This window comes from Brevibacillus brevis, from assembly GCF_031583145.1.
GTDB lineage: Bacteria > Bacillota > Bacilli > Brevibacillales > Brevibacillaceae > Brevibacillus > Brevibacillus brevis_E.
This window is the reverse complement of sequence record NZ_CP134050.1, coordinates 1,118,914-1,134,479: the sequence shown is the minus strand read 5'-3', so window position 1 is coordinate 1,134,479 and position 15,566 is coordinate 1,118,914. Positions and strand designations below refer to the sequence as shown.

15 protein-coding genes are annotated in these 15,566 nt (G+C 50.2%); 7 read left to right on the top strand and 8 right to left on the bottom strand.

The window, feature by feature from the left end; genetic code table 11:
- The first annotated feature begins 4 nt into the window (after nt 1-4).
- The 3 genes from RGB73_RS05775 to RGB73_RS05765 all read left to right on the top strand — a co-directional run bounded on the left by RGB73_RS05775 (nt 5) and on the right by RGB73_RS05765 (nt 2,864).
- Nucleotides 5-535 (top strand): C40 family peptidase, encoded by a 531-nt coding sequence (locus RGB73_RS05775; RefSeq protein ID WP_310769968.1) that lies wholly within the window; start codon nt 5-7, stop codon nt 533-535.
- Nucleotides 536-761: 226 nt separating this feature from the next.
- Nucleotides 762-1,484 (top strand): response regulator transcription factor, encoded by a 723-nt coding sequence (locus RGB73_RS05770; RefSeq protein WP_310769965.1) that lies wholly within the window; start codon nt 762-764, stop codon nt 1,482-1,484.
- Entirely contained in the window at nt 1,485-2,864 is a 1,380-nt protein-coding gene (locus RGB73_RS05765) for a sensor histidine kinase (protein ID WP_310769963.1), read from the top strand.
- 176 nt (nt 2,865-3,040) lie between these two features.
- On the opposite strand, the gene RGB73_RS05760 is transcribed toward RGB73_RS05765, so the two are convergent.
- The 3 genes from RGB73_RS05760 to RGB73_RS05750 form a co-directional block, all read right to left on the bottom strand.
- Nucleotides 3,041-4,381 (bottom strand): cytochrome P450, encoded by a 1,341-nt coding sequence (locus tag RGB73_RS05760; protein ID WP_310769961.1) that lies wholly within the window; start codon nt 4,379-4,381, stop codon nt 3,041-3,043.
- 110 nt (nt 4,382-4,491) lie between these two features.
- A complete protein-coding gene (locus RGB73_RS05755; protein WP_310769959.1) occupies nt 4,492-5,058 on the bottom strand; it encodes a biotin transporter BioY in 567 nt (188 codons plus the stop codon).
- 92 nt (nt 5,059-5,150) lie between these two features.
- Nucleotides 5,151-5,720: a hypothetical protein gene (locus RGB73_RS05750; protein WP_310769957.1), complete on the bottom strand. Its 570-nt coding sequence runs from the start codon at nt 5,718-5,720 to the stop codon at nt 5,151-5,153.
- A 159-nt stretch (nt 5,721-5,879) separates the two neighbouring features.
- Between RGB73_RS05750 and RGB73_RS05745 the strand changes: the two genes are divergently transcribed.
- Nucleotides 5,880-6,191 carry a hypothetical protein gene (locus RGB73_RS05745; protein ID WP_310774154.1) on the top strand — a complete coding sequence of 104 codons (312 nt, stop codon included), beginning with the start codon at nt 5,880-5,882 and terminating at the stop codon, nt 6,189-6,191.
- Between the two features lie 185 nt (nt 6,192-6,376).
- On the opposite strand, the gene yhfH is transcribed toward RGB73_RS05745, so the two are convergent.
- The 4 genes from yhfH to RGB73_RS05725 form a co-directional block, all read right to left on the bottom strand.
- Nucleotides 6,377-6,538: a protein YhfH gene (yhfH, locus tag RGB73_RS05740; RefSeq protein WP_310769955.1), complete on the bottom strand. Its 162-nt coding sequence runs from the start codon at nt 6,536-6,538 to the stop codon at nt 6,377-6,379.
- Between the two features lie 183 nt (nt 6,539-6,721).
- Nucleotides 6,722-7,969: a threonine ammonia-lyase IlvA gene (gene ilvA, locus RGB73_RS05735; RefSeq protein ID WP_310769953.1), complete on the bottom strand. Its 1,248-nt coding sequence runs from the start codon at nt 7,967-7,969 to the stop codon at nt 6,722-6,724.
- Nucleotides 7,970-8,562: 593 nt separating this feature from the next.
- Nucleotides 8,563-9,636 carry a hypothetical protein gene (locus RGB73_RS05730; RefSeq protein WP_310769952.1) on the bottom strand — a complete coding sequence of 358 codons (1,074 nt, stop codon included), beginning with the start codon at nt 9,634-9,636 and terminating at the stop codon, nt 8,563-8,565.
- Nucleotides 9,626-10,201, bottom strand: coding sequence for a sigma-70 family RNA polymerase sigma factor (locus RGB73_RS05725; RefSeq protein WP_310769950.1), 576 nt, complete (start codon nt 10,199-10,201; stop codon nt 9,626-9,628). Before RGB73_RS05725 ends, RGB73_RS05730 begins: the two co-directional genes overlap by 11 nt.
- Before the next feature lie 612 nt (nt 10,202-10,813).
- Here RGB73_RS05725 and RGB73_RS05720 point away from each other — a divergent pair.
- A complete protein-coding gene (locus RGB73_RS05720; protein ID WP_310769948.1) occupies nt 10,814-11,014 on the top strand; it encodes a hypothetical protein in 201 nt (66 codons plus the stop codon).
- Nucleotides 11,015-11,196: 182 nt separating this feature from the next.
- On the opposite strand, the gene RGB73_RS05715 is transcribed toward RGB73_RS05720, so the two are convergent.
- Nucleotides 11,197-11,538: a hypothetical protein gene (locus tag RGB73_RS05715; RefSeq protein ID WP_310769946.1), complete on the bottom strand. Its 342-nt coding sequence runs from the start codon at nt 11,536-11,538 to the stop codon at nt 11,197-11,199.
- Between the two features lie 170 nt (nt 11,539-11,708).
- Here RGB73_RS05715 and rlmD point away from each other — a divergent pair, with 170 nt between their 5' ends.
- Both rlmD and RGB73_RS05705 read left to right on the top strand, forming a co-directional pair.
- Complete coding sequence (rlmD, locus tag RGB73_RS05710; protein ID WP_310769944.1) at nt 11,709-13,094, top strand: 23S rRNA (uracil(1939)-C(5))-methyltransferase RlmD; 1,386 nt, start codon at nt 11,709-11,711, stop codon at nt 13,092-13,094.
- A gap of 472 nt (nt 13,095-13,566) precedes the next feature.
- Entirely contained in the window at nt 13,567-15,258 is a 1,692-nt protein-coding gene (locus RGB73_RS05705) for a DUF262 domain-containing protein (RefSeq protein WP_310769942.1), read from the top strand.
- The last annotated feature ends 308 nt before the right edge of the window (nt 15,259-15,566 follow it).

The window sequence follows — 15,566 nt, the reverse complement described above, 5'->3', positions numbered from 1 at the left end:
TCTTTTGCGCAAGTTGGTAGTTTCTTTGTTCATCGCTGGATTGCTTGCAATGGGGGCCGGCGCTGCACAAGCTGCCGAGGAGACAACCTCTCCTCTGACAGATGTGGTGAGCGACCTGTACGGCGTCCCTTACAAATCTTCCGGCACATCGAAAAAGGGCTTTGACTGCTCCGGATTTACGCGCTATGTATTTGATGCGTTAGGTGTAGATCTGCCGCATAACTCTGCTGCCCAGTACGAGTTGGGAACTCCTGTCGCCAAGAAAGATCTGCAGCCTGGCGATCTGGTCTTCTTCCAAACCAACGGCCGCAGCGTGTCGCATGTCGGCATCTACATCGGGAACGGCACATTCGTGCACTCGGAGACCGGTCGCGGCGTCGTGAACACGAAGCTGAGCGACCCGTACTACTGGAGCAAGCGTTACGTAGGAGCCAAGCGCTTGAACGTACCCGCTCTGGTAGCCAAGACGGAGACTCCGAAGAAAGAAACGGTGCAAGCTGCATCGCTGCCGGAAAACCAAGCACCAAAACAGTAGTTCGGCAAAAAATAAAAGCCAGGGACGAGATGTCTCTGGCTTTTTCTGACGAAATTTAAGACCTGGTGTCAAGAGGTGACCTTACTTATGCGCAACGCATGATAGGATTCCATGGTTTACTTGCCCTTACCCGCACCAGGCATGGTATGATAGACGAGTGTAATTAAATTATTTTGATCGCTATGGTGCGAATCTTATTATATAGAAGGAACTGGGGGGAGTACCGGTGAAAGATCACGTACTGATTGTGGACGACAACCAGGAAATTATCGAATTGCTGGAAGATATATTGGAGAACGAAGGATTTGAAGTATCCAAGGCGGAGAACGGGGAAGATGCGCTGGCCCTGCTCATGCACGGGGAGGTCAAGCCCAGCCTCATCCTTTTGGACATCATGATGCCCAACATGAGCGGCTACGAGCTCTGCTCGCAAATCCGCCGGGAATGGGATTTGCCGATCCTGTTCCTCTCCGCCAAAGGCAAAGCGGTCGATAAGGTCGTCGGGTTTGAGATCGGAGCAGACGACTACATCACCAAGCCTTTTGATACGGAAGAGCTGCTGGCCCGCATCCGGGCTCACCTGCGCCGCTACGAGCGCATTCGCAAGCATACGGAGGAACAGCCAGAGAAAGATGCGGGGCATTCGCCGATTACCGTATTGAAATTCAAGGACTTGGAAATCCATAAAGAGACGTATTCGGTCTATGTCAGCAACGAAAAAATCGAGCTGTCCACCAAAGAGTTTCAGCTGCTTACGTTTTTGGCAGAGAATGCGGGCATCGTCTTTACCCGCGAGCAAATTTACGACCGTGTCTGGGGATATGGCTACGGTTCTCTCAACACGGTGACGGTTCACATCAAAAACTTGCGGGAAAAGCTGGAGATGAATCGTCAATTTATCAAGACACAATGGGGGACAGGCTACGTATTCATCGGGGAGAAACTGTAAATGAGCTTGCGCAACAAACTGTTCGTTTCTTTCATTGCCTTGCTCGCGCTGAACATTCTGCTGTTCAAGTTTGTCTTCGAGGACATCATCGTCGAACAGTTGAAAAACGACCGGCATACGCAGTACCAGTATGAAAAAGAGACGGCAGAAAAGGTACGGCTGAACCAATTGCTGCGCATGAGCAATTTCAGGGACCCGACGGAGCGCCAGGAGCTGGAGAGGCAATTGCCTGAGGATGTCATGTACCGGATGGTCGTGAAGGACGCAAATGGCAATACGCTTTACAGCAAAGTCTCGCAAGCCTACAACCTGAAAATCCCCCCGTCTGCTCCCAACCGACCTTCTGCCAAAAACAGCGATTTGAAAGTCGTTGCGGAATACCATTTCCAGCACGAGCCACCCCACGAAGGCGAGACGGTCATCTACTTCTACACGGACGACTACGACATCATGGCGACGAAGGGCGTGTCCATGATGCTCTGGTTTATTTACGGGAGCATTTTGCTTGTCGGCCTGATCCTCTTGGCCTTGTTCGTCCGCTGGATATTGCGGCCCGTCAGCGAGCTGTCGCGGGTAACGCAGGAGATTCGGGAAGGCAAGCGGCTTGTTTCCTTCACCTACCGCTCGCACGATGAATTCGGCCAGCTCTTCCGCTACTTCGGGGATATGGTCGACGAGCTGCGCTTTTCCGAGGAGCGCCAGTCTGAGCTGATTGCCGCTATTGCCCACGACTTCCGCACTCCGTTGACGACAATTAAAGGGTACGCTTCCTATATCGGCTCCGGCCGCGTAACCGATTTGCAGCGGATCCAGAAGCAGATGAAAAAGATCGAGCTCAAGACTGCTGATCTGGAGGACTTGCTGGATGAGCTGCAGGACTACACCCAGCAGAGCATCGAGGTGCGCCTGAACATCAGCCGCATCCACGTCAAAGGCTTCATGAAAGGGATTATCGAGGATTACGTGACCCGCATCCAGGAAGCCGGACTCGGTTTCCAATGGAAGCTGCGGGTGTCGAACGAGCTGCACATCGATGCGGACGAAGCAAAGCTGCGCCGGGTCATGGAAAATCTGCTCAACAATGCGATCTACTACAACAAGCCGAACGGCTCGATCCTGATCACGTGCGATCAGCGGGAAGGCCACGTCCTGTTTTCCGTGATCGACAAAGGCGAAGGGATTTCCCCTGAAGATTTGCCCAAGGTGTTCACCAAGTTTTATCGGGCGGAAAAATCGCGCAACCGCAACAGCGGCGGAACGGGCCTCGGCCTTACGATCTGCCAGAGCATCGTGCGCCGTCACGGCGGGGAGATGAGCGTCATCAGCGAATTGGGGATAGGAAGCAGTTTCTCCTTCACCATCCCCTTCTACCATAACTAGTTTATTTTGATTTATATCCAGTTAACATACTCTTTATTTTTGTTTGATATAGTACTTCTCGTAAGCATGTTGCTTTCAGTGATAAATAACCCCCAGTTCGGTATCTGACACACAGCGGCACATTCCGTTCGTGAAAAGATGCCTTTTTTTTTGGCCTTTTGCTCCCTTTCATCCTCCTACGTCCGCTTCTCCAGCCGCATGGGGAGTCCGTTTTTCGGACGCAGCGTCACCAGCGGCTCCGGCTCCACGACCTGATCCGGTGAGGTCAGCCTCATCCGGTAGCGCTGGGCGATCGTAGCCAGCAGCAAAGCCGCCTCCATCAACGCAAAGTTGTTTCCGATACAAATACGCGGACCGCCGCCAAACGGGAAGTAAGCGTAGGCAGGAATCCGTTTCAGCAAATCGCCGGCAAAACGCTCCGGCCGAAACGAATCCGGCTCTTCATAAAAGCGGGCGTCGCGGTGCATCACGTACTGGCTCATCATCAGCGTATCGCCCGGCTGATACATATGCCCCCCGATTTCGACTGGCTCCACCACTTCCCGGTTGATCGTCCAAGCAGCCGGATAGAGCCGCAGCGTTTCCTGAACGATCAAGTTGGTGTACGTAAGCTGCGGAATGTCTTCTACCGTCGGCAAATTGTCGCCAAGGACGCTGAACAGCTCGTCATGCAGCTTTTGCTCCGCTTCCGGATGGGTCGCAAGCAGGTAAAAAATCCATGACATCGTATTCGCGGTCGTCTCGTGGCCAGCCACAAAAATCGTCATGACCTCGTCGCGCACCTGCTCGTCGGTCATTCCTTTCCCGTCGTCCTCATCTCGCGCTGCCAGAAGCATGCCGAGCAAGTCGTTTCCGGTTTGGCCGCTGCTGCGCCGCTCTTCGATCAATGCGTAAATCGTTTTGTCCAGCGTCTCGTTCGATTCGAGGAATTCCCGGTTGCTGCGGGTCGGCACCGAGAGCGGAACGTCGATGAAGGAGGACGCTTTGTTGGCAACGTACCTGAGCCCGATGTCGATCGCGTGTCCGATTTCATCCGCTCCTTCCTTGACGCTTCTCCCGAACATCGTCTCCGTGATGATCGCCAGGGTGACCTTCATCATGTCGTGATGGATGTCGCGCACTTCCCCGTCCTTCCACTCTCTCATGAGCTCGACTCCCTGCCGGACCATGGCGCCGCCATAAGCGGCGATGCGCTCCCGGTGAAAAGCCGGCTGCATCAACCTGCGCTGCCTCATATGCTTTTCGCCCTCGCTGGTGAGAATTCCATCGCCAACGACGGCGCGGGCTACTTGAAGTCCTTTTCCTTTGCGAAAGTGGGCCTGCTTGCTGACGAGCACTTCTTTGATGTGGTCCGGGTTGGTGAGGAGGTAGACATGCCGCTTGGGACCGAAGCGCAAGTGTGCAATTTCGCCGTACGCCTTCGCCGACGTGCGAAGGAACTGCAGTGGATCCCTTCGAAATGACAGTAGATTGCCGGAAATCGGCAGGCCTTTTGGGCCGGTAATCGTTTGGGTCATCGTGTCCTCCTGGTATGCATGGCTTTCTCCCGATAGTATCTGGCACCAAAGGGGGTTTATTCAAAAGAAAAAGCCACCCCGAATCGGGATGGCAGACACGGATTTCGTATTCAGGAGTGAACGGACGTCTCTTTCAGGCGCAGCAGCCGGCTTGAGATCAGACGCTCCCGCACCTTGATGCCGATGAGGGCCGCCAGCACCGCCTTGACGACACCCACGACCAGGAACGGAGTCGCGCCAAAGGCAAACGCCTTGTCCCACGGGATGTCGAGGACGTACTTCAATTGCACCGAACCGCAGGCCAGCGTGATGAACATGCCGACGATATTTGCGAGGATGGCGTTTTTCAACGTAAAACCCGCCTTTTCCAAGATCAGCCCCGTCGCGAAAGCCGTCAAAATAAACCCAAAGATGTAGCCGCCTGTTTTGCCCGCCAGGATTTGCAGCCCGCCGCTTGCCTCTGTAAAAACAGGCAGCCCGACAGCCCCGAGCAGGGTGTAAATGACCAGAGCCAAGGTGCCGTAGCGGCTTCCCAGGATCGTAGCGGTCAGTCCGACTGCCAGCGTCTGTCCAGTGATCGGAATGAACGGGAGCGGGATGGTCAGCTGGGACAATACCGCCGTAATCGCAGCAAAAATAGCAGATAAGAGCAACCATCTCAAACGTTCGTTTCTCATGCGTGCTAGCCTCCATTTTGTTAACTGAAAATATAATAAGGTTAACAAAATAATAATACGGTCTGGTGGAAATGTAAATGCCTGATTCTACGTTATTTCGATTGCTTTTCCACGTACGCTTGCAAGGTGAGCAGCGATTGGACAGTGTGGTCGATCAGCCCTCTCAGATCATCGATGTTGCCTTCGTCGATTTTGCGATGAAAGTCGAGGGTCACCTGATTCTCGATCCGCTGGGGCGGCCACTCGAACCGCTTCTCCTCCATTCGTGCCCGTACGGTGTGGGTAATGTAGGGGCGATGCCCCCAAATATCATTGAGCATTTCCGTAATTGCCTTCGCCTCATCCGGAATCTTGCCGCAATCCGTCAGAGGCAGGTGGAAATGGATGCAAATCGTGCAGCCGATGTGATCCGTCAATGATTGTTCCAGCTGTTCGGAAGCGATGTCTGCCAGCTGGGTGCGCAGCTGTATTTGCGCCAGCACTGCCGGATCCCGGTCCACAGCGTCGGCCGGTTTGAACTCGATCTGAAACAGGCGCTGAAACGTCGCCATATCCATGACATCGGAGCGTCCCGTAATGAGGATCGCGCCTTCGAAGTCACGGTCGTACACCGCCCCTTCCAGAACGACCCGAATATTGTCAAACACCAGGGGATGAAACATGCTCTCCCTCCTCTTACCTGCGTCTTCTTTCCCCGCCTTCCTGTTCCTCCCTAGAATGCCCGCTTTCCCGCTGTTTTGCAAGCCTCCCTTATTTCCCCGTGGCAGAGCCCGGCAGCCAAGTGGTAACATGAGGAGGAACCAACCTTCGAGGTGACAGCCATGTTTCTCATCGGAATTTTAATCGTAGTCGCGATCTTCGGGGAAATCATCCATCGGCTGAACCCGTGGAAAAAGCCCGAGCCTGCCTATGACGATCTCGTCTCCCAAATCAAGCAGTCCGACTGGTACAGGGAGCTGTCCGCAGACGAAGCCTGCAGGCACGTGCTGGAAAACGACCCGAACGTGCAAGCGTTCTATTCGGGGACGTACGAGGCCCAGCGCCTTCTGACCCAGGAAGGATTTCAGCTCGGCCTGATCGACTACGTCAAAAAACAAGCCTATGCCCCTTCCGGCTCCTCCAGACAACGCTGACGAGGAGCGCAAAAGCCGCTGCGGACTGATCCTCAGCGGCTTTTGCGTTTGCCCTCCCGATCCTCCCGCCGCCCGTTGATATCTGCCCCACAGCCGAGCAGCAGCCGAGTGGACGCCTTTCCCTGCAAACAAAAAAGGCGCACCCCTCTGTTCATCGGGTACACCTCACGTATGATCTCGCCTCATCATTTTTTCAAATGATAATACTTGTAGGCGTCGTAGCTCATCTTTTCCTGGCAGTCGGAGCATTCATTCGCGTACGATTCTGCCTGCTCGTGGATCGTTTGGCCGCAAGCCGCGCAGCATTTGGCTTCCAGGTTGCGGAAGAAAGTCGTGATTGGCGTCATCGATAAAACCCCCTGTTGTGTTGTTATCTGTATTGTATTACAACAGGATCTGTTTTATAAAAGTTTGTTATAATACATTACGCCGCATTATCGTTTCCTCGCTCCCGTTTACGGCCATTTGCTCCCTTTTTCGCTGTATTCATACATTTTTGCAAATTCGCAATCTGTTGTAACACACTCTGTTCAAATCAACAGGTTGAACAGAAACGGATCGTGAGTGATCTCCACGTAGCGGATACCGTGCTGCTTCATTCGAGCGATGAGCGGCGCATAGTCTTCCGTGCATTTCAACTCGACGCCTACGAGCGCAGGGCCGTTTTCCTTGTTGTTCTTCTTCGTGTATTCGAAACGGGTGATGTCGTCATGCGGACCGAGCACCTTTTCCATAAATTCGCGCAAAGCCCCCGCGCGCTGCGGAAAATTAATGATGAAGTAGTGCTTCAGCCCTTCATGCAACAAGGACCGCTCCTTGATTTCCTGCATCCGATCGATGTCGTTGTTGCCGCCGCTGATGACGCACACCACGTTTTTGCCAGCGATTTTCTCGCGGTACAGATCGAGCGCCGCAATCGACAGCGCGCCGGCGGGCTCAACCACGATCGCACTGCTGTTGTACAGCTCCAGGATGGTCGTGCACACTTTTCCCTCCGGCACGAGCACGATGTCATCCAGCACGTCCTTGCAGATGGTCATGGTGAGCTGTCCGACCTGTTTGACCGCCGCTCCGTCCACGAATTTGTCGATCTCGTCCAGCGTCACGACATCGCCCTGCTCCAAAGCCGCTTTCATCGAAGGCGCGCCGGCCGGCTCTACGCCAATGACCCGCGTGTCCGGGCTGACGCCTTTTACATACGACCCGATACCGGCGACAAGGCCGCCTCCCCCAATGCTCGCGAATACGAAATCGGCCGGCTCCTCCATGTCGTTCAGGATCTCCAGGCCGACGGTGCCTTGTCCCGCCACGACCAACGGATCGTCGAACGGATGAACAAAGGTGCGCTCTTCCTGGATGCAGTATTTCATTGCCTCCGCAAACGAATCGTCAAACGTGTCTCCGACGAGCACCACTTCCACGAAGGATCCGCCGAACAGCTTGACCTGGGACACTTTCTGCCGCGGCGTCGTCGTCGGCATGAAGATCGTCCCTTTGATTTGCAGATGCTGGCAGGAAAATGCCACTCCCTGCGCGTGGTTGCCCGCGCTGGCGCAGACGACGCCCCTCTCCCGCTCCTCCGCAGGCAGGCTACGGATGAAATGGTACGCGCCGCGAATCTTGAACGACCGCACGACCTGCAAATCCTCCCGCTTCAGATAGACGTTGCAGCCGTACCTCTCCGAGAGTAGCTTATTTTTTTGCAGCGGCGTCTTTTCGATGACGTCCTTCAGCGCGTGGTTCGCCACCACGATGTCTTCCACTTTGACTGTTTGCATATGGGTGATGCTCCTCTCTCCCTGTTTTGCCTGTATCCTTCGGCCCGATTCTTCCGTTCCGTGCTCACGCAAAAAAGCTCCCGCCCCGCCAGCAGCGCTTTTCACGCATGGCTGGCTGAGGCGAGAGCATCGCGGTACCACTCAGCTGTTTCTGCTTTCCTCACGAAAAACAGACTCAAGTGAAGTTCATGGAGGAACTCCCGTCCGGTAACGGGGACGAATCCGTTGTCCTCTACTCGGGAAGCGCTACAATACAGCCGCTCCTTTTCCAGGACACCGCTCCAAGGTGATTTTCGGCAGCAGGCTGGGCGACCATCCTTTCAGCACGTGGGGCGGCTCTCTGTACGCGGCTCACTGCTCCTACTCTTCCTTTTCAACGCAAAGTCGAACGAATGATTTAAATTTTTTCACATTATATCGAGAGAAAGGACGCATTGTCAAAGAGATTGTGCTGAGCGCATAGTCAGCTCTCTTTCGGACTGGCAGTTGAAAGGCAGTCGGGGTACCGCCAACCGCCTTTGTACGCTAAGCCCATAAAACTGGCCGGTTTCCTGTAAACTAGGATACCGGCCACCCTCATCCGATTTGACTTGTTACTTCTTCAATGGTGTTTCAGATTTGTGTTCAATAACATATATTACTTTAGGTTCAATACCTTTTAACATTTGTGACAATTGTTGCTCGGAAATAACAGCACCTTCAAGTTCCCGATCAACCTGAGTTTTTGCAATGACATCAATCAATTGTTGTCTAGAGACATTTTTAGAGGCTGCAACCTCCACAACAGATTTCCCTTTCGATAATTCTTGTTTTAATTCTGTTGGGCTTATTTGTAGTAAAGCAAACAGTTTTTCATCATTTAAAAAGGAATCAGCAAAAGTATCGGGCTTCCCATCTCTATTGAAAAAACCTTCTACTTTAATAAGGTTTGAAGGTGTAGGCTCACCTCCGTACAGAGTAACATCTATTCTATTGCCCTGAACAAATACCTGGTAGATCAGTTCTTCTGATCCCTTTTTGGTGTAATTCAAGATATACGTTTTTTGATTTGGGTTCTCCATTTGCTCCATAGCAAACTCGTACTCTTCGATGCTGCCATACATTTTATCAATCAGATAATCTACCTTCGCCTTGATTTCCTGATCGGGTAAAGCAATGAGTGGCTTCTCCTTTGGCTCCCAATTCTCTTGAATCACGTGTTCAATCTCACCTGTAATCCCATTTGTATGAAGGGTAATCTTTTTGCCGGTTCCTCCCTTTTCCTGCAGTACAATGCTTGTTTGAATCGCCTTCCTTTTGGTTGATGTAGCGGGGTCTCCTCCAAGGTTGCTTGCATCGATAATCTCAAACGATTTTGTTTCGGGAAATGCGCTATACAGCTTCTCAAGTGTTGCTTTGCCAACCTCATCCACCTTGACTTGTTCAGCAGTCATTGGTGTTCTAGTAAGCATTTCAATCAGGGGAGGGGCGGCAAATGCTGCGGTTGGAATCAAAATCACAGCAGCAACGATTCCACCAATTAATCGTTTTTTCATGGTTCTTTCGCTCCTTTTCCGTTGCAAATATTGAAAATAGGATTGTTCTATTCGTTTGGAAATGGCCGGAGGGCACTCCATAGTTTCTGCCTCTTTGTTCAGAAGTTCGCGGATTTTACGTTCAGTAGTCATTGTCCTTTTCCATCCTTTCGGGGGGGAGATTCCATAAGTTTTTTCGAAGCGCCTGGAGGCCAGCATGATATCTGGACTTGACTGTACCCAGCGGAATATCAAGCAATGTCGCGATTTCCTCTAGCGCATAGTCGTGAAAAAAACGGAGGATAATCACCACTCGCTGCTTGTCGGTCAGTTTTTGGATTGCCTTCGCTATCATTTGGTTCGTCCCATCTGTCAATACACCAGGTTTATCCCAATGAGACTCTTCCCGAGAGAAGGCACGGATGCGTTCAAAAATTCGGAATCTCCGCCAGCTCTTCACCCGAAACCTCTGCACTTGGCGGATTACCAAGCCGTGGAGCCAGAAGTGGAAAGGGCGGTTCGTATCGTAGTTAGCGAGCGAGGTCCACATTTGCATATAGATCTCATTCATGACATCTTCCCGATCCTGCTGATGATCCACCAGAAAAGAGACTGTCCGGTATATGTCCTGATAGGTCGCATCATATATCGTATGAAACGCCTGTTGATCACCATCCTTCATTTTTAAGAGTAATTGGTACATATATTCACTTTGCATGCAGAGGGCCCTCCTGAGTAAGCAGCTTACACACTATATTGTCTCGCTATCGGAAAAAGGTTCGGTTCCTTCTTATTTTTTTGCAAACGGTTGAGTGCAAGAAATTCCATTCCTTATCCTACCAACTTCAGCGGATGCAAAGTGTTCCCCAGGAAGTTCTTGGCTTAATATCTCCAGCCTCTGAAAAACTAGTTTTAGACTGAACGCGAATCAAGGAAACAGCGGCGGCCTAAGACTTGAAGAGAAAGCCTTAGACTCGCCGCTGATTTATTACGCTAACGAACCCGTTAGCTAAATATGAAGATTGCAGTAAGTACAATCATACTAATTACGGAAGCTGCTTTAGCATAGCGAATGGCTCCTTCAGATATTTCTGGCTCTTCTTTATACATCCACCTTTTTCCCCATAATAAACTTTCCTTTGGGTCAAAGTAGGTCCATATTAGTACAGCATATAAAGGAATACATAATATAAACATCACTATTTTTTCAGCCAATATAATCACCCAATAGGTATTGTATTAATTTATCCCAAGTTTCAAATTTTCAGTATGACTGCCCGTCAGTTTAACCCGGCCACAGGTCCATGACCAAAAAGGAGGAACCAAAAACATGACCACACCTGCACCGGAGTTCGCCATCACACGCACCCTAAATACCAGCCCCAAGCTCGCACGGCACGCTTGGACCGAGAAGAAGGAACTCGCCGCCTGGCTACCTTCGACACCCTTGGAGTCCATCTCCTTCGACGAGCCTTCACGGCCTCCCGCAAGTGATGATTCTGCTAACCGGAAGGAAGAGCACGGCGGCTGAACAGAACCATTGCTTTTTCGTTCAACCTTGCCATTGAACACACGGTCGTCATCGAATGAAAACAGCGGCGAATCCAAGACTTTATTTTCAGGTCTTAGGCCGCCGCTGCTTCCATTATTCGCATTCAGTATACAACTTATTTTTCTCCACTACGCAGCGGCTGCCCGCTGATCCGACCATTCTTATACAGCTTCGTAAATCGCTTCGTAACGCTTGCCGATCTCTTCGTCGCTCAAGCCGTTCTCACGCAGACGGTTGATGAGAGCGTTTGCCCAGATCTCGGTGCGCTGAGCCATCTTCGCGTACTTTTTCGCTTCCTTCGTCTTGCGCTTGGCGCGGTCTTCCCCGTTGGACTTGAGGTTGTCGAGGACGAACAGCATGTGCATCGTGTCGTCTTCGTTCAAGCTTGTCCAGCTGTCGTTCAGGAACGCAACCACCTTTTTATAGTATCCGTCAAACTCTTCAAAGGAAATCTCGGTATCCATGTTGAGGTATTCTTTCATCTTGTCAAATAGCTCTTGCATCTTGCGTCACAACTCCCTCTTGAATTCTCCGCATTATTATAACAAAAACGCGGCAAGGGAGGAAGTTGCCATTATCTGTGAGCGCCCTGGCTGGCCGAAGCCGCGCATGCAAGCCCCCGCAATATCCTCTATAATAGGAAGAGCATTTCTATGAAGGAGAACGGAGCAGAATGAACCACCAACAAGAAGCGAGTATCCGCGTCGGCCAACAAATGACCCTGACCATCAAAAGCCTGGGTATCAACGGCGAAGGGATCGGCTATTTCAAACGGAAAATCGTCTTCGTCGACAAAGCGCTGCCAGGCGAAGTCGTACATGCGGAAGTGACCCAGGTCAAGGAGAAATACGCGGTCGCCCGCCTGCTACGGGTCGTGGAAAAATCCAAGTCCCGGACCGTCCCGCCCTGTCCGGTGTACGAGGAGTGCGGCGGCTGCAGCTTGCAGCACATGGATTACCAGGCACAGCTGGCAAGCAAGCGGGAAATCGTCATCGAATCGCTGCGCAAATACGCACGGCTGGACCATCCTCCTGTCGCAGAGACGATCGGCATGGACAATCCGTGGTCGTATCGCAACAAAGCCCAGTTTCAGGTCGGCAAGCAGGACGGCAAGCTCATCGCGGGCCTGTATCAGACAGGCAGCCACAAGCTGGTGGATCTGGATAGCTGCAGAGTCCAGCACGAAGCGACCAGCGAGATCGTGCAAACGGCGAAGCAGATCCTCGGGGAGCTGGGTATCCCCGTCTACGACGAGCGCAAACGGACAGGCGTCATCCGGACGATCGTGGCCCGGGTCGCATTTGGTACGGGGGAGACGCAGCTGACGCTCGTCACTGCGACACCGGACATTCCCCGCGTAAAGGAGCTGATTCTTGAGCTTCGCACTCGTCTCCCGCAGCTCGTGGGGATCACGCAAAACGTGAACACCCAGAAGACATCGCTCGTCTTCGGCGACAAAACCACGGTGCTGTGGGGCAAGCCGACGATCGCGGAAAAACTGGGCGACCTGTCCTTTGCCTTGTCGGCCCGCGCCTTTTTCCAGCTCAATCCGGAGCAGACGAAAAAGCTGTATGATCAGGTGAAGAAAGCGGCGGGACTCACCGGGAGCGAGCTGGTGCTGGACTTGTACTGCGGGACCGGCACGATCGGATTGTGGCTGGCTCCCCATGCCCGCGAGGTTCGCGGCATCGAGCTGATTCCCGAAGCCGTGGAGGACGCCCGCCGCAACGCCGAGCACAATGGCATCGCCAACGCCAGCTTCCACGTCGGCCGTGCGGAACAGCTGATGCCCAAATGGGCCAAGCAGGGCGTTCGCCCCGACGTCGTCGTGGTCGATCCGCCGCGCACCGGCCTCGACGATGCGCTGATCCGCTCGCTGCTGGACGTGAAGCCGAAGAAGATCGTGTACGTGTCCTGCAATCCGTCCACGCTGGCTAAGGATGTCTCCCAATTGCTGAAGAAGTACGAGCTGGTCAGCGTGCAGCCGGTAGATATGTTTCCGCAGACGAGTCATGTGGAGTGTACAGTGTTACTTAAATTAAGAGGGGCTAATGATTAAGTCTAAACTCAATCAACCGATATATGAAAAGGTTTCATCCCCTAATTGAGACGTCTTTTTCGAAGCCAATAGAGTCAAGGGCGTAAGGCGAAGCGAACCCTTGACGCATTGGTGGAGAGAAAGAAAATCCCTATGGGGGAGCAAGCCGCTTTGGAAGAGCTCGAGGGGAAAATGATGGAATAGAGTTCTTCTACGATGATGTGATGAAGTTCGATGCTGGAGGGGTATTCCGACAATATTGATTTGTTGGTAGTGCATCTCGATTGTCCTAATTACCCACACTACACATGTGGAGTTTTGTGTGTGGCTTGAAAGAAGGTAGTATTTCAGAGCAGCGCTTAGGCTTTCCTTATGTGCAGATACTATAGAGACAAAAGTGAAGATATTCAGGAAATGGAAGGGGATTGAAGAAATATGCCGAACTTTAAAGCCGAATCGAGTTTTTGTTATTTAAGGATTGAGAGGTACGAATATGAGCAAATTAATAGATAACAGTATAACGATATATGAGGCTTTACAAAACATTAAGGACGGAAAATATGTAATGCCTGCGTTTCAAAGGCAATTTGTTTGGGGTATGGAGCAGATTGAAAAACTATGGGACTCTATTTTGTTGGATTACCCTATTGCCACGTTTCTATTTTGGCACGTTGATGACTCCAATGTAACATGGGATACCTATTTTTGCAGTTTTTTATCAGAGGTTACATTTGATAGCAAAAAACAAGCTGATAGTGTTAATTATGAGTTGACAAGCATAAACGTTAAGAATACCAATACGGCGGTATTGGATGGACAGCAAAGGCTAACATCACTGTTTCTATCATTGTTCGGGGGAGCATACATACGTCCAAATTATGCCAGAAAGAAGACCGGGGATAAGATTGTATCTAAACTTCTGATAGAACTTAACAAGAATAAGATATCTGTTGATGAGGAAGAGTATAACAGTAAGAAATTCGATATTAAGTTTAGTGAAAAGATTGGAAGATTGAGTCCAACCCAATTTGAGATAAAAAATATTCTTGATAAGAAATTCCAGGATGAAACTACAAGAGAAAAAGCAATTGAAGAAGCCATTGCTAATGTTCCGGCAGACAGCAAGGATTACGCACGAAACATTCTGCAAAAGTTGTATATTAAGGTTTTTGTTGAAAAGCTGGTTAGATATACAGAAATTATTGACATGAAACAAGATGATGCTCTTGAGATGTTTGTAAGGTTCAATAGTGGTGGAAAAGCACTACGTAAATCTGAAATAACGATGTCGATTCTTGAGGCATACTGGCCAAGTGCAAAAACGGAGTTTGGGAAAATTCTAGTTGACTCGTATGCAGGCTTTGGTACGGACTTTATTATCCGTTCGGCTTTGATGCTGTATGGTGATGTTGTAAAATCCAACATTAACAAAAAGATTGCAGAGGATTTGAAAAACGATTGGAGTGGTTTCAAAAAAGCACTGACAAATTTGGAAAGCCTGCTAAAGGAAATGAAAATTGATGTAAGCCGTTTTTCAAGTAGTTGGAACGTTCTCTTACCGATAATCTATTATATTTACTATAATCCTGATTACGATAAAAACATCAAGGGTGTTCGTGCTTATTTGCTTAGGGCGATATTCTTCACTTATTTCCAATCAGGTACTACAAGTAAGCTACAACAGATGAAGAGTAATATTAATAGCTTTGATTATGAAATTACTGTTGAAATGCTCGAACAGATGAATGACTTGAGAGTCACAGATGGTAAAATTGAAGATGTACTCAACTCCGAAAAAGGCAGCAGAGTTGCCGGTGAAGTTTTATACTACTTGAATCTTGAATGGACAAATAAAAACTTTAAATATGAACAAGACCATCTTCATCCGGATAGCAGATTTAGCGAAAGCAAACCTGTATCTGTTGCTGTAGAGGATTGGAAAAGATGGCATGGAATGAGAAATCGACTACCAAATCTACATCTGCTTGAAGGTAGAAGTAATGGTAGCAAAAGTGATATGCGTCTCGTGGATTATTACAATGATATGAACGATGAGCAAAAGACGAAATTTTGTAAACAGGCTTTGATTCCGCAGGAAGTTTCACTTGAAATAGTAGACTTTGAAAAATTTTATGATGCAAGAAAAATAATACTCACGGAAAGGATACGTGAGTTGTTAGGATGATACCTTTGTTCCATATGAGTTAAAGAATGCCCTTGCTTTTGTGCGATTTAGTAGATATGCTCCCGCCTACCAATAGTAATGTCGTGGATATGTTTCCCACAGATGGCTCGAAAGACAATAAAAGATATTCTTAAGCGATTACTGCCACATCAGGGATTGTCCATTTTACGCAACCCACACATGTAGAGGCAATATGTCAGTTTCCGAGCACGCAGTGATGTATAGCCGCTTTTACCGATTTGAAAAAACTCAAGCGCATCGCCGCTTGAGTTTTTTCAATTTCTTGGCCTTCTATACCATCAAACTAC